Raw genomic sequence first — 26,675 nt, 5'->3', positions numbered from 1 at the left:
GGCAGACGCGATGATGCTGCTCGCCGCCCATGTCAGCCGCGCCACCACCCTCACCGAATGGCTCGACCCGTCCATCACCGACGAAACCACGCCCGACAACCGCGACCCGGCATGGAACCTCTATGCGGATCCCGCCCCCGCCGTCGCGCCCTATCCGGCGGACTGGCTGGCCGAATTCCGCGCCCGGCAGCAGGCCCGGAACCGCCGCATCACCGAATGGGCAAAGGCCCGGCTGGCCATCATCAAGGCGGCGAACGGTCCCAACGCCGAACAGAGCTTCGTCGTCCATGGCACGATGGCCGATCCGCGCTGGCTGGATCCCGCGATCGATCCCAATGATCGCACCCCCGGCATCTGCTATCTGGGCGATCCGCGCCTCATCAATGATGCGCCGGGCGGCCTCGGCCGTTATTCCACGCTCCGCTCCTGGTTGTCGCAATGGGGGCTGGACACGTCCATCGCAGACGGGCCGGCCTGCGCCGCCGATTGCCATGTCCCCACGCTCGTCATCGGCAACTCGGCGGATGACGCCTGCACGCCCAGCCACACGCACCGGCTGTTAGATGCCGTCGCGGCCGCCGACAAGTCGATGCAGACGATCACCGGCGCGACACATTATTATTCCCGCCAGCCCGAACATCTCGGCAAGGCGGTCACGGCGGTGAAGGGCTGGCTGGCCGCCCGCGACTTCTGATTACTTCCGGTCGGGCACCGCGAACCGGCCGGAAACCCGGCTGCCGGCCTGTCCGGTCGAGGTCTTGCCGTCCAGCGTGGACCGGCCAGAGGCCAGGTCGATCGTCAGACGGTTGCCCTGCACCTTGGTCGTGCCCTGCGTCAGCACCACATTGCCGATCAGCGTCAGGATGCGCTTGCTGACGTCATAGATGCCGAAGCGGCTGCTGGCGCGTTCGCTGGGGGTCGCCAGCCGCACATTGCCGTCCGCGTCCAGCCGCTGGATCACGGGGTCGCCCTTCACCGGGCGGCTGTAGGCAACCTTGATCCGGTCGGCCTCCAGCGTCAGATTGCCCTGCCGCACCCGCACATTGCCGGTGAAGATCGCCTGGTTCTGCTGGTCCAGCACGTCGATGCGGTCGGCATCGACATCGATCGGCGCCCTGCTGTCCAGCCCGCGCAGCGCGGAGGTGGTGATGCCCTGGGCGAAGGCAGGCATGGCGCCAATCGGCGCGGCAAGCGCAATGGCGATCAGGATCTTTGTGGTCTTCATCATCCGACTGTCCGGTTGGGGGTGATGCGCAGCTTCACGCCGCCCGCCATGCTCACCTTGCGGCCCTGGATGTCCGCAGTGAAGGCGTTCGCGCTGAACTGGCCCATGGGAAGGGTGCCCGATACGGGGTCGCTCGTCGTCACCCGGTTTTCATTGATATCGACAAGGATCGTGTTGCCGTCCAGGCTATAGCCCGATGCGGACCGCGCCGTCACCGGCCCGCGCACCAGCAACCGGTTCTGCTCGATGAAGAATTCGCCCGAAGGCGCCGTCACCGTCGCCGGCCCCTGCGCCTGCTCGATCCGGGCAGACAGGCCGGAGAGGACGACCACCGGAACCGCGCTCGTCTTCTGCACGCCGGACCGGGCAATGATCTCGAATGGCTCGCCGCGCGCGGTTTCGCCGCGGTAGGTCGCCTCTTCCATCCGCATCCGTTCGCCGGCCCTTGCCGCGCTGTCCTTCGAAAGAAGGAAGCTGAATTCCTGCGTGGCCAGCATGGGCAGCACGATCAGCACGGCCGCCAGCGCCAGCGATGCAGCGGGCAGCACCCATTTCGCCGCAGAAACCAGCGCATCGCGCGGCCCGCCCGGCAGCATGGATCGCCGCCGCGCTTCCCGCTGGCGATCCGCCAGTTCAGACATGCGCGAAGATGTCGATTTCGGGCCAGCCCTGAAGGTCCAGATCGGCCCTGTGCGGCAGGAAATCGAAGCAGGCCTGCGCCAGCGCCGTTCGCCCTTCGCGCGCAAGCCGTTCGTCCAGGATGGGCTTCATCCGGTGCAGGAAGCGCACGTCTGATGCCGCATAGTCCTTCTGCGCGTCGCTCAGCACGGCCGCACCCCAGTCACTGGATTGCTGCTGCTTCGAGATTTCGGCCCCCAGCAGTTCCCGCACCAGGTCCTTCAGGCCATGGCGGTCGGTATAGGTGCGGATCAGGCGGCTCGCCGTTTTCGTGCAGTAAACCGGAGCCGCGACGACATCGAGGTAGCGGCGGATCACCGCAAGATCGAAGCGCGCGAAATGATAAAGCTTCAGCCGTGCCGGATCGGCCAGAATCCGCCGCAGGTTCGGCGCGGAATAGTCGCCGGACAAGCGCACCAGATGTTCATCCCCCTGCCCGTCCGACAGCTGGACGAGGCAAAGGCGGTCGCGATGCGGGTTCAGACCCATCGTCTCGGTGTCGACCGCGATCGGGCCGGGCGCAAAGGGGTCGCCGGGCAGGTCGCCTTCGTGGAAAAATATCGCCATCGCTTCGCCATAGGCGTTCGGCCGATGCCGGGCAATGGAGCTGGTGGAGCAACCCCGCCCCACCGGACGGATCATCGCAGGAAGATGAAATACACGCCCATCAGCAGCAGATAGCCGGTCAGCACGCCGGAAAGCAGCACCTTCCAGCCGGATTTGTGCGGGCGTTTGTCGTCCGTCATGGCCATGAAGTCCTCCTAGGCTTCAGTTGGGGCAGAAGTTATCCACAGGCCAAAAATTGTCAAGTGACGTGAAGATTTCCACGCAACTTCATGATGATATACAATATTGTCATATTTCATGCTGCCAGTTGAACTGAGAAATCAGCAACTTGTCCTTCGATCTTCGGCGCGCGCCCGCCTACTCCTCTTTTCCCGCAGCTTGGCCGCGACCGCGCGCCGCGCCACCGATAAGGCATGGCCATAGCCCGACCCCGTGACGCCGCGACCCTCATCCTTGTCCGCCGCGACGGCTCTTCCCCGCGCATCCTGATGGGCCGCAGATCGGGCGGCCATGATTTCATGCCAGACAAATGGGTGTTCCCCGGCGGCCGCATCGACCGGTCCGATTATCGCGCCCCCATCCTCAGGGATCTCGCCCCGGACGTTGCGGCCGATCTGGCCGCCACGCGGCGCCTGCAACGGCAGGATGGCGCCCGCCTTGCCCGCGCCCTGGCCCGCACGGCCGTTCGGGAAACCTACGAGGAAACCGGTCTCGTCATCGGCCGCCTCGATGGCCGTCTGGAAGCGGATCTCTCCGGCCTCAGCTATATCGCCCGCGCCATCACGCCGCCCGCCCGCCACAAGCGGTTCGACGCCCGCTTCCTGATGGCGGATGCCGAACAGCTCCAGTCGCTCGACCCGTCGGACAGCCGGGAACTGGGCGAAGTCGCCTGGTTCGACCTCAGGGAATGCCGGGAGCTCGACCTGCCCACCGTCACCCGCGCGGTGCTGGACGTGGTGGAACAGCATATCCAGGGCCGCCCGGCCGCCCGCCCCTTCTGGCGATGGACTCGGCAGAGCCCCGAATCGGCGATCTGACGAACATGGTTAACAACTCGTCGGCGCAGCCGGCTCGCTTCGTCGACACGCTGCGTCACTCGCCTCCAACTTTGCCCGGATCGTCGACAACGGGGGCGACAGGCCGGGCCTGACGGTCAATACTCCCTATCGCGGAATATAAGGAACCGCGCTCAAGGGATTGGAAATCAGAATGAAAATAATCTGGACTGGCCTTGTCGCCAGTGCCGGCCTGCTGTTGGCCGCGCCCGCTTTCAGCCAGCAGTCGCCGCCGCCGCCGCCAGCCCCCGCGCAGCAGCCGGAAACGGCCCCGCCGCCCTCAGGCCCGGCCCAACCGCATGGCGGCCAGCCGGCCCCCGAAGGCCAGCCCAAGCCCGAAGAGGGCAAGACGCCGTCGCCCGAAGCCACGGAACCCAGGACCTAAGCGACAGAAGCCTGGACCACTGGGGCGTCAGTCGAGATTCGGGCGCAGCCACTGCCGCGCCTGATCCAGGCTGACGCCCCGTCTTTGCGCATAGTCGGCCAGCTGGTCCTCGCCCACGCGCGCAACACCGAAATAATGGCTCTGCGGATGCGCGAAGTAAAAGCCCGACACTGCCGCCGTCGGCAGCATCGCGAAGCTTTCCGTCAGCGTGATCCCTGTTTTCGCAGGCGCATCCAGCAAATCGAACAGCAGCGGCTTCAGGCTGTGATCCGGGCAGGCGGGATAGCCGGGCGCCGGCCGGATGCCCTGATATTGCTCGCGGATCAGGGCCGGATAATCCGGCTCCGCCTTTGCTTCATATCCCCAATGCGTCGTGCGCATGCGGAAATGCAGCGCTTCCGCTGCGGCTTCCGCGAACCGGTCTGCCAGCGCCTTCAGCAGGATATCGGAAAAGTCGTCGTGCGCGGCCTTGAACCCGGCCAGCCTCGCCTCGATCCCATGCCCGGCCGTCACCGCGAACCCGCCGATCCAGTCCGCTTCGGGCGACACGAAATCAGCCAGGCAGTCATTCGCCCTGCCCTCGCGCTTCGCCACCTGCTGCCGCAGCATCGGCAGCCGCGCGATGGGCGCCGCCCGTGCCTCGTCCGCGAACAGCAGGATGTCGTCGCCCTCGCGCCGCGCGGGCCAGATGGCGGCGGTCGCCTTCGCGGTCAGCCACTTCTCCGCAACGATCCGTTCCAGCATCGCCTGCGCGTCGTGCCACAGGGCGCGGGCCGCTTCGCCCACCACCTTGTCGTCCAGGATCTGCGGATAGGTACCATGCAGCTCCCACGCGCGGAAAAACGGCGTCCAGTCGATGAAGGGCACCAGCTCCGCCAGAGACCAGTCGTCGATCGTCCATTGCCCGGTCGCGGCGGGCCGCACCGGCGGCTCCGCCGTAAAGTCGATCGCCAGCCCGTTCGCCCGCGCATCCGCCAGGCTCGCCAGCGCCGATTGCGCGCCCTGTCGCTTCGCCCGGATATCGGCATAGTCCGTCGCCACGTCGGCAATGAACCCGTCCGCCAGCGTATCCGACATCAGGCTGGAGGCGACGCCAACGGCCCGGCTGGCATCCAGCACATGGATCGTCGGCCCGGAATAGGCCGGCGCGATCCTCAGCGCGGTATGCACCCGCGAGGTCGTCGCGCCGCCGATCAGCAGCGGCATGGTGAAACCGGCGCGCTCCATCTCGGTCGCCACGGTCACCATCTCGTCCAGCGAAGGCGTGATCAGGCCCGAAAGCCCGATGATGTCCGCCTTTTCCGTCCGCGCGGTTTCCAGGATCTTCGGCCAGGGCACCATCACGCCCAGGTCGATCACCTCGTAATTGTTGCACTGAAGCACGACGCCCACGATGTTCTTGCCGATGTCGTGAACATCACCCTTCACGGTCGCCATCAGGATCTTCGCCTTGGGCGCCGCGCCCTCGTCCTTCTCCGCCTCGATGAAGGGGATCAGGTGAGCGACCGCCTTCTTCATCACGCGGGCGGATTTCACCACCTGCGGCAGGAACATCTTGCCGGTGGCGAACAGGTCCCCCACCAGGTTCATGCCGTCCATCAACGGCCCTTCGATCACCTCGATGGGCCGCGCCGACAGCAGGCGCGCTTCTTCGGTATCGGCCACCACATGCGCGTCCAGCCCGTTCACCAGCGCATGGGCCAGTCGCTTCTCTACAGGCAGGGACCGCCACTCTTCAGTCTGTTTTTCAACAGATTGAACCTGATTGCTGAAACGGGATGCCAGTTCGATCAGCCGATCGGTCGCATCCGGCCTGCGCATCAGGATCACATCCTCGCAGGCCTCGCGCAGCGCTGCATCCAGGCTTTCATACACATCCAGCTGCCCGGCGTTCACGATCGCCATGTCCAGCCCGGCCGGAATGGCATGGTACAGGAACACGCTGTGCATCGCCCGGCGGACGGCTTCATTCCCCCGGAAGGCGAAGCTCAGGTTGGAAAGCCCGCCCGAAATCCGCGCACCGGGGCAGCGCTGCTTGATGGCGCGGCAGGCCTCTATGAAGTCCAGCGCATAGCGGTCATGCTCCTCGATGCCCGTCGCCACGGCGAAGATGTTGGGATCGAAGATGATGTCGTCGGCGGCGAATCCGTCTGCCGTCAGCAGATCATAGGCGCGGGCGCAGATTTCCAGCTTGCGCGCGGCGGTGTCGGCCTGCCCCGTTTCGTCGAAGGCCATTACCACGGCCGCCGCGCCATAGCGGCGCACCGTGCGCGCCTGCGCCAGGAACGGCCCCTCCCCTTCCTTCAGGCTGATCGAATTCACGATCGCCTTGCCCGCCACGCATTTCAGGCCCGCCTCGATCACGCTCCACTTGCTGCTGTCGATCATCAGCGGCACGCGGGCGATATCCGGCTCGGCGGCCAGCAGTTTCAGGAAGGTCGTCATGGCCGCCTCGCTGTCCAGCAGGCCCTCGTCCATGTTCACGTCGATCACCTGGGCGCCGTTCGCCACTTGCTCCCGCGCGACATCCAGTGCCGCCGTATAGTCGCCGGCCACGATCAGCTTGCGGAACCGGGCCGATCCGGTGACGTTCGTGCGCTCGCCGATGTTGATGAAGCTCGTCGCGCTCATGCGAACACCGCCGCTTCCAGCCCGGAAAGCCGCAGCGCCGGCACATGCCCCGGCACCGGCCGGGGCGGCAGATCCTTCACCGCCCGGGAAATCGCCGCGATATGGGCGGGCGTGGTGCCGCAGCAGCCGCCCACCACGTTGATCAGCCCGGCTTCCGCCCATTCATGGATCAGCCGCCCGGTCGTGTCCGGCAGCTCGTCATAGCCGCCAAAGGCATTGGGCAGCCCCGCATTGGGATAGACCATCAGCAGCGCATCTGCCTGCGCCGCCAGGATCTGCACATGCGGCCGCAGCTCCGTCGCGCCGAAGCTGCAGTTCAGCCCGATGGTCAGCGGCCGCACATGCTGCACCGAAATCCAGAAGGCCTCCACCGTCTGCCCCGAAAGGTTCCGCCCGGCCATGTCCGTCAGCGTCAGGGAAATCATCACAGGCACGCGCACGCCGCGCGCTTCCTCCGCCTCCATCGCGGCAAAGGCCGCCGCCTTGGCGTTCAGCGTGTCGAACACCGTCTCGATCAGGATGAAGTCCACGCCGCCGTCCAGCAGCGCGTCGATCTGCTCGCGGTAAACGGACTTCATCCCGTCGAAATCCACCTCGCGGAAGCCGGGGTCCTCCACGCGCGGGCTCAGCGACAATGTCTTGTTCGTCGGCCCCAGCGCGCCCGCCACGAAGCGGGGCCAGCCATCCTCGGCGGTCGCGGCATCCGCCTCTGCGCGCAGGATACGGGCCGCCGCCAGGTTGATGTCCCGCACCAGCGCCTCGGTGCCATAATCCGCCTGGCTGATCGCATTCGCGTTGAACGTGTTGGTCGCCAGCAGGTCGGCGCCCGCTTCGATATAGGCCCGTGCGATGCCCGCAATCGCCTGCGGCCGCGTCAGGTTCAGGATATCATTGTTGCCCTTCTGGTCATGGGCCACCGTCAGCGAACCGCGATAGTCGGATTCGTTCAGGGAAAGCGCCTGTATTGCAGTGCCATATGGGCCATCTTTCACCAATATTCTCTGATTGGCGGCTGTCCGGAAGGCGGCTTCGGCCGCAGATGGCAGGATGGTCACGGGCGAACCCCAAGCAGATGGCAGATGGCATAGGCCAGCTCTGCCCGATTGAGCGTATAGAAGTGGAAATGCCGCACCCCGCCGGCATAAAGGCGGCGGACCATTTCGGCAGCGATCGTGGCGGCGACCAGCTGGCGCGCCTCCGGCTTGTCGTCCAGCCCCTCGAACAGCCGCCCCATCCACTCCGGGATGCGGGTGCCGCATTGCGCGGCCATCCGCTTCACATTGGCGAAGTTGGAAACGGGCAGGATGCCCGGCACCAGATCCGCCGAAATCCCGGCGGCCGCAGCCCGGTCACGGAAGCCGAAGAAGGCCTCCGGCTCGAAGAAGAACTGCGTGATCGCCCGGCTCGCGCCCGCGTCCAGCTTGCGCTTCAGATGCGCCATGTCCGCGTCTGCGCTAGCCGCTTCGGGGTGGGTTTCCGGATAAGCGCCCACGCTCAGTTCGAACGGGTGGCGGGCGGCAAGCCCGGCGACCAGTTCGGCGGCGTCCCGGTACCCATTTGGGTGGGGAACGAACCGCTGGAACTGCCCATCGCGCACAGGGGGGTCGCCGCGCAGGGCGACGATGTGGCGGATGCCGGCCTCCCAATAGGCGTCGGCCACGGCGGCGATCTCGTCCCGCCCGGCGTCCACGCACGTCAGGTGGGCGGCCGCCGGAATATCGGTTTCCGTCGCGATCCGCGCGACGGTCGCATGCGTCCGCTCCCGCGTCGTCCCGCCCGCCCCATAGGTGACAGACACGAAGCGCGGCTTCAGCGGCGCCAGCGTTTGCACGCTGCTCCACAGGATTTCCGCCATTTTCTCAGTCTTTGGCGGAAAGAATTCAAACGATACTTCAATATCGCCGGGCAGATCCGCAAACAGCGGGCCGCCGGCCGGTTCCGTCACGGTCATCGCCGCCCCTCCCAGATGTTCACGGTCAGCTCCGGCCCCGGATGCGTCGAAAGCAGGCGCGGCTGCAGCCCGGCCATCCCCAAATAGTCCTGCATCGCCTTGTCCTCGAATCCCAGCCGGGCGTGCTGGAAGCGCGTGCGCAGCTCCTCCAGCCCATGCGCGGCATAATCCGCCACCAGCAGCTTGCCGCCCGGCGCCAGCACCCGTGCCGCTTCCGCAATCACCGCGGCCGGCTCGTCCGCGAAATGCAGCACCTGGTGCAGCGTCACCGTGTCGAATCCGCCGTCCGGGAATGGCAGCGCCCGCATGTCCGCCTGCCGCACATCGGCCGTCTGGTTGCCGCCGCCCGCCAGCTTGCCGCGTGCCAGCCGCAGCATTTCGGGCGAACGGTCGATCCCCGTCGCACTGTCGGCTTCCGCCGACAGAAGCTCCAGCACCCGGCCGGTGCCTGTGCCGATATCCAGCAGCCGCCCCACCCCTGGCAGGCGCGCGGCCGCAACCAGCGCGTCTTCAACTTGCGTATCCTGCCCGCCCAGCCGCCGAAGCAGATCCCATTCGCCCGCATTTGATTCGAACCAGCCGTCGATCCGCCGTTGCCGCTCTGCCCGCACCTGCCCCAGCCGCGCCCGCTCCGCCGCGATCGGGTCGCCCCCACCCGCCACCGCCGTGATCAGGCCATGAACCGGCGCCAGAACCGCCCCGTCGCCCTGCCCCACGAACACCCAGGCGCCTTCCTTCTGCCGCCGCACCAGCCCGGCTTCCGCCAGGATGCGCACATGCCGGGATACGCGCGGCTGGCTCTGGTCCAGGATTTCGGCCAGTTCGCCCACCGAAAGCTCCAGGTCGCGTACCAACAGCAGGATGCGCACACGGGTCGGATCGGCCAGCGCCGCGAACAACTCGTGCGCCCGTTCCACCAGCTTGCTCGGATCTTCGATCGTCATGGATGAAAGACTTAAACATGTCTTTATATCCGGTCAAGGCAAGGCGCCATCTTCCCGCACTTGTGCAGGGCGCTGACTGCCCCTAGGCAAATCGCCATGTTCCGGCCGTCACTTGCGCCCCTCACCGCCCTGCTGCTGCTCGGCGCCTGCGCGCATGGCGGCGAACGGCTGGATCAGGTGGCGATCACCGATGTCGCCCAGCGGGATCCCTGGGAAAAGACCAACAGGCGCATCTTCGACGTGTCGATGAAGATCGACCGCTATGCGCTGAAGCCGGTCACCAACGTCTATCGCACCGTGATCCCGGATGCCCCCCGTCGCGGAATCGCCAACGGATACAATCTGTTGCAAGAGCCTACGAACATGGGCAACGCGATTGCGCAGGGCAAGGTGAAAAGCGCCTTCCGCGCCTTCGATCGCATCCTCATCAACAGCTTTCTCGGCCTCGGCGTCGCCGATCACGCCAGCGACATGGGCCTTGTCGAACAGCCGCATGATTTCGGGCAGACCCTCGCCGTCTGGGGTGTGCCGTCTGGCCCGTTCGTGATGCTGCCTTTCCTCGGCCCCAACACCGCGCGGGACAGTATCGGATTCGTCGTCGATTTCCTGCTGGATCCCTTCGATCCGGTCGCGAACCGCCTGCTCTCCTCGGAAGAGCAGCTGTTCGAACTTGCCGTGCAGGTGCTCGACACCCGCTCCAACCTCAGGGACCAGGGCGAACAGCTCCTCGTCGGCGCGGCAGACCCTTACGCCACCACCCGCTCCGCCTGGCTGCAACTCCGCCGCTACGAGATCTTCGACGGCAACCTGCCCGCCGAAGACGAAGAGGATATCCCCCCCCCATCGGACGATCCGGCGGCAGAGGTCAGCGAAGAAGCGCCTTCGCCATCCGCCCTTCCCGCTGCTGATACCGCCACAGCGCCTTCCACACCGGCAACCGAAGCTCCGGCTGACGCCCCTCGGCCAGATTGAGGATCTGCAGGCAGAACCAGGCCTGCACGCCAAAGCCGTTCAGCATCTTCACGAACGCCCCGCCCCGCTCGGGCGACAGCGGGCCGGGCCCCAGCCGCAGCTGCTTTTCCCAGGCGGGCAGAACCGCGCCCGGATCGCTCAGCAACCGCGCCGGCCCATCGGGATCGGTGCACAGCGGGCGCGCCAGCCCCACGATGTCGCACGCCCCGCCAGCAACGGCCGCCGCCATCGCAGCCGCCCCGCGAAACCCGCCCGTCACCATCAGCGGCGTCTTCACCGCCGCCCGCAGCCGCTCCGCCTCCTCCAGGAAATAGGCCTCGCGCCGCGCGGACCGCGCCTCGCCGGGTGAAAGCCCATCGGAATCCATCATCCGCGGCTGCTCGTAATTCCCGCCGGAAACCTCCAGGAAATCAATCCCTTCCGCCTCCAGCATCTGCGCGACAAGCCGCGATTCCTCCACCGCGAACCCGCCCCGCTGGAAATCCGCCGAATTCAGCTTCACCGCCACGCCAAAGCCCGGCCCGGCCGCGCCCTTGGCCGCCCGCACCGCCTCCAGCAGGAACCGGGCCCGGTTCTCCAGGCTTCCGCCGAACCGGTCCGTCCGCCGGTTCGCCAGCGGCGACAGGAACGCCGACAGAAGATAGCCATGCGCCCCGTGAAGCTGCACACCGGCAAATCCGGCCGCCCGGCACACGCCCGCCGCATGGCCGAAGGCCGCGATCAGCTCCCCGATTTCCGCCTCGCTCAGCGCCTCCGGCACGCCGAACTGCTTGCCCGGCAGCGCCACGGGGATCGCGCTCGGCGCCTTCGGATGGGCGTTAACCGTGATCGGCGTCTGCCGCCCGGCATGCGAAAGCTGCACGAAACAGGCCGCTCCGTCCGCCGATGCCGCCGCCGCATAGGCCGACAGCGCCGCCATCGCCTCCGCTGTCTGCGGCCCCTCGATGGCGACATTTCCCGGCCGTTCCAGATGGCGGCGGCTCACTTGCACATTGCCCGTGATCAGCAGCCCCGCGCCCCCTTCCGCCCAGCGGCGATACAGGCGTTGATGGGCCTCCGTCGCCCGGTTCGCCGGGTCGGCAAGGCCCTCCGTCATTGCGGATTTGCCAAGGCGATTCTTCAGCACGACGCCGGATGCCAGCGTCAACGGGGTTGCGAGGCTGTTCATGACCGGGGCATAGGCATGGGGATTACCCGGCGAAAGGAGCGCTTGTGAGAGGATTTCCGCTGTTGCTTGCCGCCACGCTGCTCGCGGCCTGCGGCGGCCAGAAGGATGGCGGCACCGCGGAATCGACCAGCGCCGGCGTCGAGCGCGCCAATGCCGATATTCGCGCCGCCGAAGCCGCGGCGCGCGCGCCCGTCAGCGTGAGCCGATCCGTCGGCGAACTCACCGGCAGGCCCGTGAAGGACGCGCGCGATGCGCCGCCGCCCAAACCGCGCCCCACAGCCCAGGCAGAAGCCCCGGAACCCGCCGAAGAACCGGCCCCGCCGCCCGCAGAGCCGAACCCGCAGCCCTAGCGCAGCATCAGTCCGCCATCGATCGCGATGGATTGCCCGGTGATATAGGGCGCCCGCGACGACGCCAGGAACAGCACCGTTTCGGCCACTTCCTCGGGCTCGCCCCAACGGCGCATCGGCACCGATTTCATCAGCCGCTTTTCATATTCGGCGTCGGTGCGCTGGATTTCCGTCATCCGGGTGCGGATGAAGCCCGGCGCCACCATGTTCACCCGGATCCCGTCGGGCGCCCATTTGTCGGCCAGCGCCCGCGTCAGCCCCAGCAGCCCCGCCTTCGAGGCGGTATAGGCCGGCGTTTCCCGCAGCGCGAGAAAGCTGGAGAGCGAGCCCATGTTCACGATCGCCCCGCCCCGCGCCTTCAGCGCCGGGTGCAGCGCCGCGCTCAGCGCCATCACCGCGTTCAGGTTCACGTCGATCACGGCCCGGAACCCTGCCTCGGTATATTCGTCCGCCCGTCCGGTCCCGGCGTTGTTCACCAGGATGTCGATCTCGCCCGCCGCCTTGGCCACGGCCGCAGCCGTCTCGGCCCGGGTGAAATCCGCCTGAAGATAGGTGTAACCCGACAGGTCATCGGCATAATCCGTCGCCGCCGCCCGGGTGCCGGTGATCAGCACCGTTGCGCCGTTCGCCCGGAAGGCCTTCGCCGTCGCCAGCCCGATGCCCTGGCTCCCGCCCGTCACCAGGACCCGCTTGCCCTTGAATTCCGGCCATGTCCCGCTCATCCGCTCGCCCTTTCCGTCCCCGGTTTCCTGCTGCACCCATCGGTAGGCTGGCCGAAATCCGCAATCAGCCAAAAGAATGGGGCCGGCGGCTTCCGGTCGCGCAATCGCGATGCCCGAATGTCGGTTTTATACAAAATTGCCAAATTTCCTTGAAACATCAGGACCCTCCGTTCCGGGCCGACGGCGTCTTGCCCTGTTCCGCCATTTCGGTCATTACCCCGGCCGAGGGGAAAAAGCTGGCGGCCGATCGTGTCGGCCTCGCAGGGAGTCTTTGCAAATGCACGCTTTCTCCACCCGCGTTTCTCTCGTCACCGTTCTTCTCGCCGCGTCCCTCGCGCTCGCCGCCTGCAAGGACGAGCCCAAGGTCATCGTTCAGAAAGACGGCAAGGCCAGCGTGATCACCGGATCGGGTGGCGCGGTGGTGGAAAGCGCCAGCGACGGGGAAAGCCTGACCCTTTCCACCGAACTTCCGGCCTTCGCCCCGGCCTATCCGGGCGCACGGCTGGTAACCCGGGTATCCGATGGAAACCGGGGCCGGGGTGGCGGGCTGATGGTGTTCCGGACCGAAGATTCCGTCGAAAAGGTCGCCGCCTTCTACGACGCCAGGGCAAAGGAACTGGGCGTGAAGGCGGGGATGGTTGTCAACGAAGCCGACAGCGCGGTGCGGATCTTCGCCGGGCGCGACGGCAAGGACAAGGCGGGCGGCGCCCTCATCGCCATCTCCCGCTCGGACGAAGGCGCCGGCACCGAAATCGTCATAACCTCCGGCATGGCCGACGCCCAGATCCGGCGGATGGAGGAAGACAGGAACGCCTGGCGCGAGACAGCCCGCCCGATGCGCCTGCAATAGCGTTGCCGATGGGGGCCGCCTGCCTGAATTGGCGGGCTGGCCGCCGCTGCCCCGAACGCCTAATCTCGGCCCATGTTCCTTCATTTCCTTGATGAGCTGCGCGCCGCGAAGATCCCGGCCTCGCTGAAAGAGCATCTGATGCTGCTGGAGGCGATGCAGGTGGGCGTCATCGAAAACCGCGTCGATGATTTCTATTATCTGTCGCGCGCCGTCTATGTGAAGGATGAAGGCCTGCTGGACCGGTTCGACCAGGTTTTCGGCAAGGTTTTCAAGGGCCTCGAAACCACGATCGACACCGGAACCGCGGAAATTCCCGAAGAATGGCTGCGCAAGCTGGCCGAACTCTATCTCACGCCCGAGGAAATGGCCGAGATCAAGTCGCTCGGTTCCTGGGACGAGATCATGGAGACGCTGAAGAAGCGGCTCGAGGAGCAGCAGAAGCGCCACGAGGGCGGCAACAAGTGGATCGGCACGGCGGGCAAGTCGCCGTTCGGCGCCAACGGCTACAACCCGGAAGGCGTCCGCATCGGGCAGGACAAGAATCGCCAGGGCAAGGCCCTGAAGGTCTGGGACAAGCGCGACTTCAAGAACCTGGATTCCACGGTCGAACTCGGCACCCGCAACATCAAGGTCGCGCTCCGGCGGCTCCGGAAATTCGCCCGCGAAGGCGCAGCCGACGAACTGGATCTGGATGCCACCATCAAGGGCACCGCGCGCAAGGCCTATCTGGACATCGTGATGCGCCCCGAACGGCACAATGCCGTGAAGCTGCTGCTGTTCCTGGATGTCGGCGGCTCGATGGATCCGCATGTGAAGGTGATGGAAGAGCTGTTTTCCGCCGCGCGGACGGAGTTCAAGCACCTGGAATATTTCTACTTCCACAACTGCCCGTACGAGGCGGTCTGGAAAGACAACAAGCGCCGCTGGTCCGAACGGACGCCCACCTTCGATGTGCTTCACAAATTCCCGCATGATTACAAGCTGCTGTTCGTGGGCGACGCGTCCATGAGCCCCTATGAGATCAACTATGCCGGCGGGTCCGTGGAGCATTGGAACGAGGAGGCCGGCGATGTGTGGATGAAGCGCCTGACGGGCGTCTATCATTCCGCCGCCTGGCTGAACCCGATCCCGGAACAGCATTGGGGCCACAGCCAGTCCATCCAGATGATGAAGACGCTGATGGAAGGCCGGATGTTCCCCCTCACCCTCGATGGACTCGACCGGGCGATGCGGGAACTCACCCGCAGCCATTGAATGCCGCACCGCAGCATATTTTCGGATCGAAAATTCATTAATTACCAGCATGTTATGCTGACGTATTGACTCATTTGCAGCTGTTAACCAATGTCTCCGCACGGGAGGCGGGGCATGCCGGGGCAAGACGACAGCATTTCTGCGGCAGTGACCGGCGAATGGGTCGAACTGCGTGAACTCGGCAGCGCCGACCGCCTCGTCCTGAAATCCTCCGAAGCCGATATTCCCCCTGCGCGCGGGCGGCGCACGCTCACCCTCGCCGCAGGGCGCCTGGCGCGCGCCGGCGCGCCCGGGCCGACTGATCGGCTCGAAAGCGCGGGCGGCGGCCACTGGGATGTTGCGGGCAACCGCCTGCGGATCGACCTCCCCGGCTGGTCCGGAACCTATTCCGTCGAAAAGACCGATGCTGAAACGATTGTTCTGAAACGGGAATGACGAAGCTGACTGACTGAAAACAAGGCCGCCAGCAGCCAGTGCCACCAATGCCCCGAGGCGGCAGGAGGGAGACTGAACATGGCCAAGAACAAGGACAGCGACGACGAGAATGACCTGCCCGTCACGCGCAGCTGCGCGGCGATGGCGGTTCACCACCGGCTGATGGCGACCGATGCGCGCTATGTCGCGAACCGGGAAAAGATCGAGGAGATGGCCTTCCGCGCCGAACAGGGCATGCTGGCCCAGCGCAGCGGCTGCACGAAGATCCCGGTCGTCGTCCATGTCGTGCACCGGACCGCGGCCGAGAATATCTCGAAGGCCCAGATCGACAGCCAGATCAAGGTCTTGAACGACGATTTTCGCAAGAAGAACGGGGATGTTTCCAACGTTCCCGCAGCCTTCGCGCCGCTGGCGGCCGATTCCCGCATCGTCTTCGAACTGGCGACGACAGACCCCAACGGCAACCCGACCGACGGCGTCACCCGCACCAGCACCAGCGTCACCAGCTTCTCCTCTGACGACAGGGTGAAATCGGCGGCGACAGGCGGCGCCAACCCATGGCCCGCAGACGAGTATCTGAACATCTGGGTCTGCAAGCTGGGCGGCGGCCTGCTCGGTTACGCCCAGTTCCCCGGCGGCCCCGCTGCAACGGACGGCGTCGTCTGCACCCACACCGCCTTCGGCACCGAGGGCACGGCTGCTGCGCCCTTCAACAAGGGGCGCACCGCCACCCACGAAGTCGGCCACTGGCTCAACCTCCGCCACATCTGGGGCGACGACGGCGACGGCTGCGGCGGATCGGATTTCGTCTCCGACACGCCGAATCAGGGCGGCCCGAACACCGGCATGCCCAGCTTCCCGAAAGTCAGCTGCTCGAACGGCCCCAACGGCGACATGTTCATGAATTACATGGATTATACCGACGACGCCGGCATGTTCATGTTCACCACCGGGCAGGTCGCGCGGATGCAGGCCTGCCTCGATGGCCCGCGCAGCGCCATCGGCTCCAGCGTGCCGTGCGGCGGCAAGAGCATCATCAAGGACGCCATCAAGGAACCGATCAAGGAATTCGCGAAGGAAATCCCGAAGGATGCCATCAAGGATCTTCCGAAGGACCGGCCAAAGGATTTCGTGAAGGAGCCGGTGAAGGAGTTCGCGAAGGACCTGCCCAAGGATCCCATCAAGGAAGGACCGAAGGACGGGGTGAAGGACGTGCCGAAAGAAGGCGCGAAGGACTTCCCGAAAGACGCGGCCAAGGATCGCCCGAAGGAGTTCGTGAAGGAACGTCCGAAGGACCTCATCAAGGATCGGCCGAAAGAGGCGGTGTTCGATCCGCAGAAGAGCCTGTTCGAAAACCCGAAGGGCTTCGATCCCGGCCCGCTGGTCGATCCGGCCGGGCCGCTGGTGAACCCGGCCATCAATCCGGCGATCGGCGGCGCGACGCCGTTCGTGCTGGGCGGCGGCCAGGGCCGCGACGACGGCGGCGCCGCGCAGCTGGTGCTGGCGGTGGGCGCGCAGGTGCTGGAGGCGCTGGCGGCGCTCCACCAGTCCGGCCAGCTCACCGGCGAAGGGCAGCAACTCGGCCAGGCGCTGGAGGCGGCGCTTGCCGAACTCCGCGCCAACGCCGGCTGAGAAGGCAGGCGGCCATGGCCTGACCCCGCCATGGCCGCCGCCACCCGATGATCCTCATCATCTCCTTCCCCGAAAACAGCCATGTGGACCGCGTCACCGCGCATCTGTCCCGTCCGTGGCGGCTCGTCAGCACAGACTGGTTCCCGTCCCGGCTCGCGCTTGCCATGCGCGCCGGCGGCGAACGGCGCCTCGCGCTCCGCCTGCCCGATGGCGAATGGATCGATCTCGAAACGGTGGGCGCCGCCTGGTACCGCCGCATCCGCCCGCTTGAGATGGACCCGGCCCTGACAGACCCGACATCGCGCCTCTTCGCATGGTCCGAATCAACCGAAGCGCTCGGCGGCATCTGGGCCTCGCTCGACTGCTTCTGGATGAACCAGCCCCATGCAGACGACCGGGCGCAGCGCAAGCTGTGGCAGCTGCGGGAGGCGATGGCCGTCGGCCTCGCCGTGCCCGACACGCTCGTCACCAACGATCCCGCCGAAGCCCGCGCCTTCATCGAGGCACGCGGCCCCGAACAGGTGATCCGCAAGGCCTTCCGCAACATCGCCGAAGCGCCCCGCCACACCGAGCGCCTCGGCAGCGCCGATCTCGCCCGGCTCGATCAGGTGCGCTTCGCCCCCGTCACATTCCAGTCCTTCGTCGCCGCCGATCTCGATCTGCGCACCACCTATGTCGATGGCGAGATGTTCACCGCCGCCATCCGCTCAGAGCCGGAATATGAAGCGGATTACCGCCCCGGCCTCGGCTCCGCGACGGTCACCCCCTATCGGCTGCCGGACGAGGTGGCCGAACGCCTGGACATGCTGATGAAGCGGCTGAGCCTCGCCTATGGCGCCGTCGATTTCCGCGTCACGCCCGAAGGCGAGCATGTCTTCCTCGAGGTGAACCCGGCCGGTGAATATCTCTTCGCCTCGGAACGCACCGGCCAGCCCGTGCCGCAGGCCATCGCGGCCTGCCTCGAACGGCACGACAGGCAGCACGGACAATAGGATAACCGCCCCGAAAATCCCGCGAATTCCCCTTGCGCCCGGCGACGGACAGGGCCAAATCTTGGCCTCTGCACTCGAATAAGGAGGAAGACATGGGGCTGTTCTCGACCTTGAAGGATGCGATCTTCGGCAGCGACGAGGCGAAGGAAGTCGCCGCGAAAAAGGCGCCGCCCGCGCCCGCCGCCGCCACGCCGCCACCGCCGCCGAAGCCGCAGCCGGTCGATCTGGAGGAAACGCTCGCCTATATGGCCGAAAAGCGCGGCCAGCCCTCCAACTACAAGACGTCGATCGTCGATCTCATGAAGCTCGTCGGGATGGACAGCTCGCTGGCGGCCCGCAAGGAACTGGCGACCGACCTCGGCTACACCGGCGCGCTCGACGGCAGTGCGGAAATGAACATCTGGCTGCACAAGAAGGTGATGGAAAAGCTGGCGACAGCCTCCGTCTGACCGGTCAGCGACGCAGCACGAACAGCGCGTGGTCCGCCCTCAGGTTGGGCCACGCGCCGATCGGGGTCTCCCCCGCCAGATAGGCCTCACTCTCGATCGTCAGGCCCATCTCCCGCGCCAGCGCACGGAAATCGTCGATGGTGCAGAAGTGGATATTCTCGGTCTCGTACCAGCTCACCGGCAGCGTCCGCGTCACCGGCATCCGCCCCTTCAGCAGCAGATGCGCCCGCACCCGCCAGAAGCCGAAGTTCGGGAAAGCGACGACCGCGCGCCGCCCGATCCGCACCAGCTCGGCCAGCACCTGCCGCGGCGCCTCCATCGCCTGCAGCGTCTCCGACAACACCGCATAGTCAACGGACTGGTCGGGAAACACGGCAAGGTCGCTCGTCGCATCGCCCTGCACAACCGACAGTCCGCGCCCCACGGCCGCCGCCACCCGCGCCGGATCCAGTTCGATCCCGCGCCCGTCCACCTGCTTCGCATCGCGCAGGTGCGCCAGCAGCCGGCCATCCGAACAGCCGACATCCAGCACGGTGGCCCCGGCCGGAATCTGGGCCGCCACCTGCCTCAGTCGCGCGGTCAGCCCGTTCATGCCGTCCGCTCCACCGCTTTCAGGAAGCCGTCCACCACCTCGTTCAGGCCGGGCGTGTCCAGCAGGAAGGCATCATGGCCGAAGGGGCTCGTCAGCTCCACGAAGCTCGCATGCCGCCCCGCCGCCACCAGCGCCTGCACGATGCGTTTCGATTCCGCCGTCGGGTACAGCCAGTCGGTATCGAACGAGATCACGCAGAACCGCGCCTCGGTCGCGGCAAAGGCCTGCGCCAGCTGCCCGCCATAATCCTCCGCCAGGTCGAAATAATCGAGCGCGCGGGTGATATAGAGATAGGCGTTGGCGTCGAACCGGTCGACGAAGCTCATCCCCTGGTGCCGCAGATAGGATTCGATCTGGAAATCCGCATCGAACCCGAAACTCTTGGCGTTGCCCTGCTGCAGGTGGCGGCCGAACTTCGCCGTCAGCCCCGCCTCCGACAGATAGGTGATGTGCGCCGCCATCCGCGCAACCGCCAACCCCTTCGCAGGCCCCTCCCCCGCGCCATAGGCGCCGCCCTTCCACTTCGGGTCGGCCATGATCGCCTGCCGCCCCACTTCGTGAAAGGCGATGTTCTGCGCGCTGTGCCGCGCCGCGCTGGCGATCACCAGCACCGATCGCACCCGGCCCGGATAGCTCGCCGCCCATTGCAGGGCCTGCATCCCGCCCATCGATCCGCCCACCACCGCCAGCAGCGTTTCCACCCCCAGCGAATCGAGCAATCCGGCCTGCGCCCGCACCATGTCTGCGATGGTGATCACCGGGAACCGCAGCGCCCAGGGCGCACCGTCCACCGGATGCGGGCTCGCGGGGCCTTCGCTCCCCATGCAGCCGCCGATCACGTTGGAGCAGATGATGAAATGCCGCTCCGGGTCGATCGGCAGGCCCGGCCCCACCATCCGCGTCCACCAGCCCGGCTTTCCCGTCACCGGATGCGGGCTGGCCACATACTGGTCCCCGGTCAGCGCATGGCAGATCAGGATCGCGTTCGAGCGGTCCGCATTCAGCCTGCCCAGCGTCTCGAAGCCGATGGCCGGGCGCGGCAGCACCTGCCCGGATTCGAGCGGCAGGTCCTGCGGCAGGCGGACATGATTATGGGCGACCTTGGGCGACACGGCGCCAGCGCCTAGCAGCGCCGCCCGCCGCTGGCAAAGGCGGCGCGCACTTGCCCCCCGCATCCCACGCGCCTAACGGCATCGCCCATGACCGCACCTGTTCCCAATCCGTGGATCTCCGCGATCCAGGCCTATGTTCCCGGCTCAGCCAAGGGCGGCGGCCACGCCAGCCCGGTGAAGCTCTCGTCCAACGAGAATCCCTGGGGCGCAAGCCCGCTCGCCATCGAAGCGCTGAAGGACGCCGCCGCCGGCAGCCACCGCTATCCGGACGGCACCGCAGAGGCGCTGCGCCACAAGATCGCGAAGCTGCACGGCCTGAACCCGGAGCTCGTCGCCTGCGGCACCGGCTCTGACGAGATCCTGCAGCTTCTGCCGCTGATCTACTGCAAGCCGGGCGACAGCGTGGTGCATGTGAACCATGGCTTCATGGTCTATCCCATCGCCGCCCGCCGTGCGGGGGCAGAGCCGCTCGCCGCGCCGGATGCGGACTATGCCGCCGATGTGGACGCCATCCTTCGCACGGTCCGCGAAGACACCCGCATCGTCTTCCTCGCGAACCCCAACAACCCCACCGGCACGATGATCCCGGCCAGCGAAGTCGCCCGCCTCCATGCCGGCCTCCGCCGCGACGTGCTGCTGGTGGTGGATCAGGCCTATGCCGAATATCTGGACGAGGCCGATCCGGATGGCGGCCTCGCGCTGGCGCAGACGACAACCAACGTCCTCGTCACCCGCACCTTTTCCAAGATCTACGGCCTCGGCGGCCTGCGCGTGGGCTGGGCCACCGGCGCGGCACCGCTGATCACCGAGCTGAACCGGGTGCGCGCCCCCTTCCCGATCTCGGTGCCCGCGCTCGCCGCGGCCGAAGCCGCGCTCGACGATCAGGAGTTCGTCAGCCGCTGCCGCGCCTGGAACCGCGAACAGCGGACGCGCCTCTCCGATGCGATCAGCCGGCTGGGCAACAAGGGGCTGCGCGCCATCCCGTCCGAAGGCAATTTCGTGCTGATGACCTGCCCGGAAAGCGGCCCCCTTTCGGCCGAAGCGATCCACAAGGGCCTCGCCCAGCGCGGCTACATCACCCGCTGGCTGCCCGGTCAGGGGCTGCCGCATGCCGTGCGCATCTCCGTCGGCACGGCGGATGAAACCGGCGGCGTGATCGCGGCGCTGAACGAGATCGCGGCCGCCTGATGCTGCCCTTTGCGCGCGTCTCCATCATCGGCATGGGGCTGATCGGCTCCAGCCTGGCGCGCGCGGTCCGGGCGCATATGCCCACGGTGCGCCTCACCGCGACCGACGCCGACCCCGCCGTCCGCGAGCGTGTGCGGGACCTGAACCTCGTCGATGATGTCGCGGATTCGGCGGGCGCGGCGGTTGTCGATGCCGATCTCGTGGTGCTGGCCGTGCCGCTGGGCGCGTTTGCCGCCGTGGGCGCGGAAATCGCCCCGGAACTCGCGTCGGGCGCAATCGTTTCCGATGTCGGCTCCGCCAAGCAGATCGTGATCGACGCGCTCGGCCCGCTGATGCCGCCGGGCGTCCACCTGATCCCCGCGCACCCGGTGGCGGGCACCGAACGGTCCGGCCCGGACGCCGGCTTCCCCACGCTCTTCGAAGGGCGCTGGTGCATCCTCACCCCGCCCGAAGGCGCAGACAGCGCCGCCGTCGCCCGCCTGTCGGAATTCTGGGCGCGCGTCGGCTCGCGCGTAGAGGTGATGGAACCACGCCACCATGATCTGGTGCTGGCCGTCACCAGCCATATCCCCCACCTCATCGCCTATTCGATCGTCGGCACCGCCGCTGATCTGGAGGGCGTGACGCGCGGCGAAGTGATCAAATATTCCGCCGGGGGCTTCCGCGATTTCACCCGCATCGCCGCCTCGGACCCGACGATGTGGCGCGACGTGTTCCTGACGAACAAGGACGCCGTGCTGGAAGTGCTGGGCCGCGTCAGCGAGGACATCGCCGCCCTGCAGCGCGCCATCCGCTGGGGCGAGGGCGACGCCCTGTTCCAGCGCTTCAGCAGCAGCCGCGATATCCGCCGCGCCATCATCGATGCAGGGCAGGACACGGCAGACCCGGATTTCGGCCGCCACCACTAGGCACTTCCGTGCCCGCCAGTCGCCGGCTGTCCTACACCCGCCGTCCCTGCCATGCCGGGCAGGATGCGCCGCCCTGCCCCACCCCGCGCCCCGATCCAGGCCGGCTCAGGGGGCAGGCGGCCTTCGCGCGCGAAGGCAGTGCGAAATGTGTGAAAAGCTGAACGGCTGTCAGGCCTCCAGCTCGTCCTCGCTGCGGGCGGCCAGGATTCGCCGCGCCAGCCCCTGCGGATGCCCCGCCCGGGCAAAGGCACCCAACTGCCGGGCCTTGAGTTTCGGATCGTCCAGCACCGGCCCGAACGGCCCCAGCCGCTTGCGGCGGGCAAAATCCAGCGCGGCACCCCAGGGGTCATGGCCCTCCAGCACCGCGCCCTGCGTTTCTGCATCGATCCCATGGGCGGACAGGCTGGCCCGCACCCGCCCGGCTCCCATGCCGCGCCGCGCCAGCCCGCGTGCCCGCGCCTCGGCAAAGGCCGCATCATTCACATAGCCCAGCGCCACCATCCGGTCGGCGGTCGCCTCCGGATCGGGCGGCGGCTCGCCTTCGGCCCAGCCCCGCTGACGGATCTTCTGGTTCAGCAGGCGCAGCAGGCGGGCGCGGCTGCTCTGGAAACGCTCCACATAGCGCACCGCAATGGCGTCCAGCGTCGCGGAATCCAGCGGCGGCGGCGGTTTTCGCGGCCCTTTTGCACGGGAATGAGGTGCCATCTGCCACCTTGCTGCCACAGTTCGGGCCTGTTTTGAACCAGTCTCGGGTCCATCTGGCACGGTGCAGGCTGCCGTTAACCGTGCTATGCGCGGTGCTAGGTAAGTCGCACGCCTGCTGCCCAAGAGAGGCCCGAGCTGGAATGACTGTGGACGACGCCAACCAAGCCCCGGCCCCCGCCGGACTGACGCCGACCCCCCTGCTGTCCGGAATCCCCTTCGTGACCGGACGCTACAACACGCTGACCGACGCGCTGGACTATGCCGCGACGGGCGCGACCGGCTATAATTTCTACGACGCGCGCGCCAATCTGCAGCGCGTTTACCCCTATTCGCAACTCCGCGAAGATGCCCGCGCGGGTGCGCTGCGCCTGATCGCCCATGGTGTGAAGCCGGGCGAGCGCGTGGCCCTGATCGCGGAAACCGGCGCGGAGTTCGCAGCTGCCTTCTATGCCGCCCTCTATGCCGGCGTGCTGCCCGTGCCGCTGCCGCTTCCCACCTCGTTCGGCGGCCGCCAGGCCTATGTCGAACAGATCCGGGTGCAACTTTCCAGCAGCGATCCGGTGCTGGTGCTGGGGCCCGACAGCCTGAAATCCATGTTCGCCGAAGCGGCAGAGGGCATCTCCACCGCGCTCGGCTGGGCGGAGTTCGATGCGATGCCGGCCCCGGCCACCGAACTGCCCGCCGCCGATCCGGACGCGATCGCCTATCTGCAATATTCCAGCGGCTCCACCCGCTTCCCGCACGGCGTCGCCGTCACCCACCGGGCCGTCATGGCGAACCTCACGGGCCATGCCCTCAGCATGAAGCTCGCGGTCGGCGATCGGGGCATCAGCTGGCTGCCCTGGTATCACGACATGGGGCTTGTCGGCACCTTCCTGTCGCCCATGGCGGTGCAGCTGTCGGTCGATTTCATCGCAACGGATGATTTCGCCCGCCGCCCGCTCAGCTGGCTCACCCTCATCAGCCGCAACCCCGGCAACAGCCTCTCCTATTCGCCCACCTTCGGCTACGATATCTGCGCCCGCCGCGTCTCCACGCAGACCGATGTGGAAGGCCGCTTCGATCTCAGCCGCTGGCGCATCGCCGGCAACGGGGCCGACATGATCCGTCCCGATATCTGCCAGGCCTTCGTGGACGCCTTCGCCTCGGCGGGCTTCCGCGCCGAAGCCTTCACCCCCAGCTACGGCCTTGCCGAAGCAACGCTGGCCGTTTCGGTGGCGCCGGTCGGCCAGGGCATCGTCTGCGATCTTGTGGACGAGAAAAAGCTTGCAGGCGAAGGCCTTGCAGATGGTCCTTCAGATCCTTCGAAGCCCGTGCGCTATCGCGCCATCGTGGATTGCGGCGTCGCCGTCCACGGCCTCGTCATCGAGATCCGCGATGCCGACGGCAAGGCCCTGCCCGACCGGCAGATCGGCCGGGTGCTGGTGAAGGGCGAAGGGATCATGCAGGGCTATTTCCGCGATCCCGAAGCGACCGCGGCCTGCCTCTCCCCCGATGGCTGGCTCGACACCGGCGACATGGGCTATCTGGTGGATGGCCACATCTTCATCGTCGGCCGCGCCAAGGACATGATCATCCTGAACGGCAAGAACCACTGGCCGCAGGATATCGAATGGGCGATCGAGCAGCTCGAAGGCTTCAAGGCGGGCGACATCGCCGCCTTCTCGATCACCACGCCCCAGGGGGAGGAAGCGCCCGCTGTCCTCGTGCAGTGCCGCACCACCGATCTGGAGGAACGCGCCCGCCTGAAGGATGCGATCCGCACCAAGGTCCGCGCCATCACCGGCATGAACTGCGTGGTGGAACTGGTGCCGCCCCGCACCCTGCCCCGCACCTCGTCGGGCAAGCTCAGCCGGGTGAAAGCCCGCCAGCTCTATCTGTCGGGTGAAATCGTCCCCTTCGACGTCGCGGCATAGGCCGGCCCTGCCCTGTCGGGGCGGGCCAACCGCTCAATCCAGCCCCAGCCGCTGCCGGAAAAAGCCGATCGTCCGCGCCTCCGCCTCCTTGGCGGGGCCGGACTCGGTCAGATGGATGGTCAGCACGGAATGCGGCGCCATGCCGGTGCCCGCCCGGGCGTCTTCCGGGTTCAGTTCGATCGCTTCGAACCGGTCGCCGAATTCCGCCCGATACCGCTCGAAGCGGGCATCCGGCACGAACTTGTCGCCCCGGAACCTGAGGCCCAGCAGCGTCAGATCCTCGTCCTCGAAGCGCTTGCGGGCACAGCCGATCTCGGCTTCGGAAACCCCGATTCCGCCATCGTCCCGGAACGGAAGCGAGGGCTGCGAAAGCACCGGGGCCACCACGGCGGGTTCCGTCATCATCGCCAGCGCAAAACCGCCGGTGAAGCACATTCCCACCGCCCCGACGCCCGGCCCGCCGCAATCGGAATGGGCATGTCGGGCCAGTGCCCGCAACCAGTCCACGATGGGGCTGGATTTGCTGCCATTCCAGATGCTGAACTCGCGGCGGATGCAGATCGCCTTCAGGACTTCGCCAACGGCATAGCCGACCGAAGCCTTCCGGCCCGGCGTCCCGAACAGGCTCGGCAGGAACACCGTCATGCCCTGCGCCACCAGCCGATCCGCGAAATCCACCACCAGCGGATGCAGCCCCGGCATTTCATGGATCACGATCACCGCCGGTCCATGGCCTCGCCGACAGACCGGCCGGGTCCATGGCGCAGCGGTGAAATCCGATCGCTGGTAATCCTCAAGCGGCATCCCGGCATGCTCGTTGCCGAAACCCCGGCTGTCAAGAATGGCCGCCATCGCCTAAGGCACCGCGGATGACGCCGCCCAAGACGCCCGATGCCCTGACCAACTGGGTCGATCGCCTGCCGCCCCGGGCCGCCCTCTATGCCCGCCTAGCCCGGTTCGACCGGCCGGCGGGCATCTGGCTCCTGTTCTGGCCCTGCCTGTTCGGCGCCTTCCTCAGCCCGCCGGCCGGCTGGTGGCGCTGGTGGCCGCTATTCCTGCTGGGCAGCATCGCGATGCGGGCCGCCGGCTGCGTCTACAACGACATCGTGGACAGGGATCTGGATGCGAAAGTCGCCCGCACCGCCAACCGACCGGTCGCCAGCGGGGCAATCCCGCAGACATCGGCCTGGATCTTCCTGATCCTGCTGTCGCTCGTCGGCCTCGCCGTCCTCCTCGCCCTGCCCGTCGCCGCCCGGTTCGTGGCGCTCGGTTCATTGCTTCTGGTTGCGGCCTATCCCTTCATGAAGCGCATCACCTGGTGGCCGCAGGCCTGGCTGGGGCTGACGTTCAACTGGGGGGTTCCCGTCGGCTGGGCCGCCGCCGAACCGGCACTCAGGGCGGAAATGCCCGTGATGCTCCTCACCTATGCCGCCGCCATCGCCTGGACGCTCGGCTACGACAGCATCTACGCCGCCCAGGATGTAGAGGATGACGCGCTCGCCGGGGTCAAATCCTCGGCACGGGCGCTCGGCCCCCGGCTGAAGGCCGGCGTCGGCCTCTTCTATGCGATGACGATCCTGCTGCTGGGGGCCGCCCTGTGGCGATGGACGGCAAGCCCGCTCCCGCTCGCCGCGCTGGCCCCGGCCGCACTGCATCTCGGCTGGCAGACGCTGACGCTCGACCCTCAGGACAGCGGCTCGGCGCTCACCCGCTTCCGCTCCAACCAGCTGACGGGTCTGCTGCTTCTGCTGCCCATCCTCCTTGCCGCCTTCGTCCGCGCCGCCTAGATCCGGGGCATGCTCACCCCCGAAGCCGCGCTCGAACGCCTCGATCACCTGCTGTCGCTCGCCCGGAAAGCCGGCGCCGATGCCGCCGACGCCGTCTATTTCGGTGAATCCTCACTCGGAATCGGCGTCCGCCTCGGCCAGCTGGAAGATATCGGCCGCTCAGAGGGCGAGGAGATCGGCCTTCGCCTGTTCCTTGGCGCCCGGTCT

The 26,675-nt window shown here is 67.1% G+C and carries 26 protein-coding genes and 2 pseudogenes; 15 read left to right on the top strand and 13 right to left on the bottom strand.

Features of this window, described 5'->3' with window-relative positions; translation table 11 throughout:
• Nucleotides 1–694: pseudogene (locus tag ACE3O8_RS00440) on the top strand (alpha/beta hydrolase); the annotation flags it as partial.
• On the opposite strand, the gene ACE3O8_RS00435 reads toward ACE3O8_RS00440, so the two are convergent.
• Genes ACE3O8_RS00435 through ACE3O8_RS00425 form a run of 3 tightly spaced genes read right to left on the bottom strand, consistent with a single transcriptional unit; the run spans nt 695 to nt 2,470 of the window.
• Nucleotides 695–1,228, bottom strand: coding sequence for an LptA/OstA family protein (locus tag ACE3O8_RS00435; RefSeq protein ID WP_374385598.1), 534 nt, complete (start codon nt 1,226–1,228; stop codon nt 695–697). It abuts the pseudogene before it with no gap.
• Nucleotides 1,225–1,866 (bottom strand): LPS export ABC transporter periplasmic protein LptC, encoded by a 642-nt coding sequence (gene lptC / locus ACE3O8_RS00430; RefSeq protein ID WP_374385596.1) that lies wholly within the window; start codon nt 1,864–1,866, stop codon nt 1,225–1,227. Before lptC ends, ACE3O8_RS00435 begins: the two co-directional genes overlap by 4 nt.
• A complete protein-coding gene (locus tag ACE3O8_RS00425; RefSeq protein WP_374385609.1) occupies nt 1,859–2,470 on the bottom strand; it encodes a ribonuclease D in 612 nt (203 codons plus the stop codon). The genes lptC and ACE3O8_RS00425 overlap by 8 nt, the downstream gene beginning before the upstream one ends.
• A gap of 413 nt (nt 2,471–2,883) precedes the next feature.
• Here ACE3O8_RS00425 and ACE3O8_RS00420 point away from each other — a divergent pair, with 413 nt between their 5' ends.
• Nucleotides 2,884–3,507 (top strand): NUDIX domain-containing protein, encoded by a 624-nt coding sequence (locus tag ACE3O8_RS00420; RefSeq protein ID WP_374385594.1) that lies wholly within the window; start codon nt 2,884–2,886, stop codon nt 3,505–3,507.
• Between the two features lie 430 nt (nt 3,508–3,937).
• Here the strand turns inward: ACE3O8_RS00420 and metH are convergent, their stop codons facing one another.
• Genes metH through ACE3O8_RS00400 form a run of 4 tightly spaced genes read right to left on the bottom strand, consistent with a single transcriptional unit; the run spans nt 3,938 to nt 9,436 of the window.
• A complete protein-coding gene (metH, locus tag ACE3O8_RS00415) occupies nt 3,938–6,541 on the bottom strand; it encodes a methionine synthase (RefSeq protein WP_374385592.1) in 2,604 nt (867 codons plus the stop codon).
• Entirely contained in the window at nt 6,538–7,536 is a 999-nt protein-coding gene (locus tag ACE3O8_RS00410) for a homocysteine S-methyltransferase family protein (RefSeq protein WP_374385607.1), read from the bottom strand. The genes metH and ACE3O8_RS00410 overlap by 4 nt, the downstream gene beginning before the upstream one ends.
• Nucleotides 7,537–7,592: 56 nt before the next feature.
• Nucleotides 7,593–8,492 (bottom strand): methylenetetrahydrofolate reductase [NAD(P)H], encoded by a 900-nt coding sequence (gene metF, locus ACE3O8_RS00405; RefSeq protein ID WP_374385590.1) that lies wholly within the window; start codon nt 8,490–8,492, stop codon nt 7,593–7,595.
• Nucleotides 8,489–9,436, bottom strand: coding sequence for an ArsR/SmtB family transcription factor (locus ACE3O8_RS00400; protein ID WP_374385589.1), 948 nt, complete (start codon nt 9,434–9,436; stop codon nt 8,489–8,491). The genes metF and ACE3O8_RS00400 overlap by 4 nt, the downstream gene beginning before the upstream one ends.
• Before the next feature lie 96 nt (nt 9,437–9,532).
• Between ACE3O8_RS00400 and ACE3O8_RS00395 the strand changes: the two genes are divergently transcribed.
• Nucleotides 9,533–10,408: an MlaA family lipoprotein gene (locus tag ACE3O8_RS00395; RefSeq protein WP_374385587.1), complete on the top strand. Its 876-nt coding sequence runs from the start codon at nt 9,533–9,535 to the stop codon at nt 10,406–10,408.
• Here the strand turns inward: ACE3O8_RS00395 and ACE3O8_RS00390 are convergent.
• Nucleotides 10,302–11,576, bottom strand: a complete 1,275-nt coding sequence (locus tag ACE3O8_RS00390; protein WP_374385584.1) for an NADH:flavin oxidoreductase — start codon at nt 11,574–11,576, stop codon at nt 10,302–10,304. The two genes, ACE3O8_RS00395 and ACE3O8_RS00390, sit on opposite strands and share 107 nt — an antisense overlap.
• Before the next feature lie 44 nt (nt 11,577–11,620).
• Here ACE3O8_RS00390 and ACE3O8_RS00385 point away from each other — a divergent pair, with 44 nt between their 5' ends.
• On the top strand, nt 11,621–11,926 hold the full coding sequence (locus ACE3O8_RS00385; RefSeq protein WP_374385582.1) for a hypothetical protein: 306 nt from the start codon (nt 11,621–11,623) through the stop codon (nt 11,924–11,926).
• Here ACE3O8_RS00385 and ACE3O8_RS00380 read toward each other — a convergent pair.
• Nucleotides 11,923–12,648 carry an SDR family NAD(P)-dependent oxidoreductase gene (locus ACE3O8_RS00380; RefSeq protein ID WP_374385580.1) on the bottom strand — a complete coding sequence of 242 codons (726 nt, stop codon included), beginning with the start codon at nt 12,646–12,648 and terminating at the stop codon, nt 11,923–11,925. The genes ACE3O8_RS00385 and ACE3O8_RS00380 overlap by 4 nt on opposite strands.
• Nucleotides 12,649–12,925: 277 nt before the next feature.
• Between ACE3O8_RS00380 and ACE3O8_RS00375 the strand changes: the two genes are divergently transcribed.
• From ACE3O8_RS00375 to ACE3O8_RS00350, 6 genes are all read left to right on the top strand, one after another.
• A complete protein-coding gene (locus ACE3O8_RS00375; protein WP_374385578.1) occupies nt 12,926–13,498 on the top strand; it encodes a hypothetical protein in 573 nt (190 codons plus the stop codon).
• A gap of 72 nt (nt 13,499–13,570) precedes the next feature.
• On the top strand, nt 13,571–14,752 hold the full coding sequence (locus tag ACE3O8_RS00370) for a VWA domain-containing protein (RefSeq protein WP_374385575.1): 1,182 nt from the start codon (nt 13,571–13,573) through the stop codon (nt 14,750–14,752).
• A gap of 147 nt (nt 14,753–14,899) precedes the next feature.
• Complete coding sequence (locus ACE3O8_RS00365) at nt 14,900–15,187, top strand: hypothetical protein (RefSeq protein WP_374385573.1); 288 nt, start codon at nt 14,900–14,902, stop codon at nt 15,185–15,187.
• A 78-nt stretch (nt 15,188–15,265) separates the two neighbouring features.
• Entirely contained in the window at nt 15,266–16,819 is a 1,554-nt protein-coding gene (locus ACE3O8_RS00360) for a M43 family zinc metalloprotease (RefSeq protein WP_374385571.1), read from the top strand.
• Between the two features lie 47 nt (nt 16,820–16,866).
• Nucleotides 16,867–17,811, top strand: coding sequence for an MvdC/MvdD family ATP grasp protein (locus ACE3O8_RS00355; protein WP_374385569.1), 945 nt, complete (start codon nt 16,867–16,869; stop codon nt 17,809–17,811).
• A 92-nt stretch (nt 17,812–17,903) separates the two neighbouring features.
• Nucleotides 17,904–18,260 carry a DUF3597 domain-containing protein gene (locus ACE3O8_RS00350; protein ID WP_374385567.1) on the top strand — a complete coding sequence of 119 codons (357 nt, stop codon included), beginning with the start codon at nt 17,904–17,906 and terminating at the stop codon, nt 18,258–18,260.
• 4 nt (nt 18,261–18,264) lie between these two features.
• On the opposite strand, the gene metW is transcribed toward ACE3O8_RS00350, so the two are convergent.
• Nucleotides 18,265–18,852, bottom strand: a complete 588-nt coding sequence (metW, locus tag ACE3O8_RS00345; RefSeq protein WP_374385565.1) for a methionine biosynthesis protein MetW — start codon at nt 18,850–18,852, stop codon at nt 18,265–18,267.
• A complete protein-coding gene (locus ACE3O8_RS00340) occupies nt 18,849–19,964 on the bottom strand; it encodes a homoserine O-acetyltransferase (RefSeq protein ID WP_374385563.1) in 1,116 nt (371 codons plus the stop codon). The genes metW and ACE3O8_RS00340 overlap by 4 nt, the downstream gene beginning before the upstream one ends.
• Before the next feature lie 87 nt (nt 19,965–20,051).
• On the opposite strand from ACE3O8_RS00340, the gene hisC reads away from it, so the two are divergent.
• Complete coding sequence (gene hisC, locus ACE3O8_RS00335) at nt 20,052–21,152, top strand: histidinol-phosphate transaminase (protein WP_374385561.1); 1,101 nt, start codon at nt 20,052–20,054, stop codon at nt 21,150–21,152.
• Nucleotides 21,152–22,060, top strand: a complete 909-nt coding sequence (locus tag ACE3O8_RS00330; protein ID WP_374385559.1) for a prephenate/arogenate dehydrogenase family protein — start codon at nt 21,152–21,154, stop codon at nt 22,058–22,060. The genes hisC and ACE3O8_RS00330 overlap by 1 nt, the downstream gene beginning before the upstream one ends.
• Nucleotides 22,061–22,228: 168 nt before the next feature.
• Here the strand turns inward: ACE3O8_RS00330 and ACE3O8_RS00325 are convergent, their stop codons facing one another.
• On the bottom strand, nt 22,229–22,765 hold the full coding sequence (locus ACE3O8_RS00325; protein ID WP_374385557.1) for a regulatory protein RecX: 537 nt from the start codon (nt 22,763–22,765) through the stop codon (nt 22,229–22,231).
• A 140-nt stretch (nt 22,766–22,905) separates the two neighbouring features.
• Between ACE3O8_RS00325 and ACE3O8_RS00320 the strand changes: the two genes are divergently transcribed.
• Nucleotides 22,906–24,681 carry a fatty acyl-AMP ligase gene (locus tag ACE3O8_RS00320; RefSeq protein WP_374385555.1) on the top strand — a complete coding sequence of 592 codons (1,776 nt, stop codon included), beginning with the start codon at nt 22,906–22,908 and terminating at the stop codon, nt 24,679–24,681.
• A 33-nt stretch (nt 24,682–24,714) separates the two neighbouring features.
• On the opposite strand, the gene ACE3O8_RS00315 is transcribed toward ACE3O8_RS00320, so the two are convergent.
• On the bottom strand, nt 24,715–25,533 hold the full coding sequence (locus ACE3O8_RS00315; protein WP_374385553.1) for a dienelactone hydrolase family protein: 819 nt from the start codon (nt 25,531–25,533) through the stop codon (nt 24,715–24,717).
• Between the two features lie 17 nt (nt 25,534–25,550).
• Between ACE3O8_RS00315 and ubiA the strand changes: the two genes are divergently transcribed.
• Nucleotides 25,551–26,468, top strand: a complete 918-nt coding sequence (gene ubiA / locus ACE3O8_RS00310; RefSeq protein ID WP_374385551.1) for a 4-hydroxybenzoate octaprenyltransferase — start codon at nt 25,551–25,553, stop codon at nt 26,466–26,468.
• Between the two features lie 9 nt (nt 26,469–26,477).
• Nucleotides 26,478–26,675: pseudogene (locus tag ACE3O8_RS00305) on the top strand (TldD/PmbA family protein); the annotation flags it as partial.

The sequence above is a fragment of the Sandaracinobacter sp. genome (genome assembly GCF_041909755.1).
GTDB lineage: Bacteria > Pseudomonadota > Alphaproteobacteria > Sphingomonadales > Sphingomonadaceae > Sandaracinobacteroides.
The sequence above is the reverse complement of the archived record's forward strand: the minus strand, read 5'-3'. Positions and strand labels throughout refer to the sequence as shown.

Excerpts from the sequence above, each read along its gene's own strand:
- ACE3O8_RS00435 (WP_374385598.1), bottom strand. The coding sequence starts at position 1,228 with ATGATGAAGACCACAAAGATCCTGATCGCCATTGCGCTTGCCGCGCCG.
- lptC (WP_374385596.1), bottom strand. The coding sequence starts at position 1,866 with ATGTCTGAACTGGCGGATCGCCAGCGGGAAGCGCGGCGGCGATCCATG.
- ACE3O8_RS00425 (WP_374385609.1), bottom strand. The coding sequence starts at position 2,470 with ATGGCGATATTTTTCCACGAAGGCGACCTGCCCGGCGACCCCTTTGCG.
- ACE3O8_RS00420 (WP_374385594.1), top strand. The coding sequence starts at position 2,884 with ATGGCCATAGCCCGACCCCGTGACGCCGCGACCCTCATCCTTGTCCGC.
- metH (WP_374385592.1), bottom strand. The coding sequence starts at position 6,541 with ATGAGCGCGACGAGCTTCATCAACATCGGCGAGCGCACGAACGTCACC.
- metF (WP_374385590.1), bottom strand. The coding sequence starts at position 8,492 with ATGACCGTGACGGAACCGGCCGGCGGCCCGCTGTTTGCGGATCTGCCC.
- ACE3O8_RS00400 (WP_374385589.1), bottom strand. The coding sequence starts at position 9,436 with ATGACGATCGAAGATCCGAGCAAGCTGGTGGAACGGGCGCACGAGTTG.
- ACE3O8_RS00395 (WP_374385587.1), top strand. The coding sequence starts at position 9,533 with ATGTTCCGGCCGTCACTTGCGCCCCTCACCGCCCTGCTGCTGCTCGGC.
- ACE3O8_RS00390 (WP_374385584.1), bottom strand. The coding sequence starts at position 11,576 with ATGAACAGCCTCGCAACCCCGTTGACGCTGGCATCCGGCGTCGTGCTG.
- ACE3O8_RS00380 (WP_374385580.1), bottom strand. The coding sequence starts at position 12,648 with ATGAGCGGGACATGGCCGGAATTCAAGGGCAAGCGGGTCCTGGTGACG.
- ACE3O8_RS00375 (WP_374385578.1), top strand. The coding sequence starts at position 12,926 with ATGCACGCTTTCTCCACCCGCGTTTCTCTCGTCACCGTTCTTCTCGCC.
- ACE3O8_RS00370 (WP_374385575.1), top strand. The coding sequence starts at position 13,571 with ATGTTCCTTCATTTCCTTGATGAGCTGCGCGCCGCGAAGATCCCGGCC.
- ACE3O8_RS00360 (WP_374385571.1), top strand. The coding sequence starts at position 15,266 with ATGGCCAAGAACAAGGACAGCGACGACGAGAATGACCTGCCCGTCACG.
- ACE3O8_RS00355 (WP_374385569.1), top strand. The coding sequence starts at position 16,867 with ATGATCCTCATCATCTCCTTCCCCGAAAACAGCCATGTGGACCGCGTC.
- ACE3O8_RS00350 (WP_374385567.1), top strand. The coding sequence starts at position 17,904 with ATGGGGCTGTTCTCGACCTTGAAGGATGCGATCTTCGGCAGCGACGAG.
- metW (WP_374385565.1), bottom strand. The coding sequence starts at position 18,852 with ATGAACGGGCTGACCGCGCGACTGAGGCAGGTGGCGGCCCAGATTCCG.
- hisC (WP_374385561.1), top strand. The coding sequence starts at position 20,052 with ATGACCGCACCTGTTCCCAATCCGTGGATCTCCGCGATCCAGGCCTAT.
- ACE3O8_RS00330 (WP_374385559.1), top strand. The coding sequence starts at position 21,152 with ATGCTGCCCTTTGCGCGCGTCTCCATCATCGGCATGGGGCTGATCGGC.
- ACE3O8_RS00325 (WP_374385557.1), bottom strand. The coding sequence starts at position 22,765 with ATGGCACCTCATTCCCGTGCAAAAGGGCCGCGAAAACCGCCGCCGCCG.
- ACE3O8_RS00320 (WP_374385555.1), top strand. The coding sequence starts at position 22,906 with ATGACTGTGGACGACGCCAACCAAGCCCCGGCCCCCGCCGGACTGACG.
- ACE3O8_RS00315 (WP_374385553.1), bottom strand. The coding sequence starts at position 25,533 with ATGGCGGCCATTCTTGACAGCCGGGGTTTCGGCAACGAGCATGCCGGG.
- ubiA (WP_374385551.1), top strand. The coding sequence starts at position 25,551 with ATGACGCCGCCCAAGACGCCCGATGCCCTGACCAACTGGGTCGATCGC.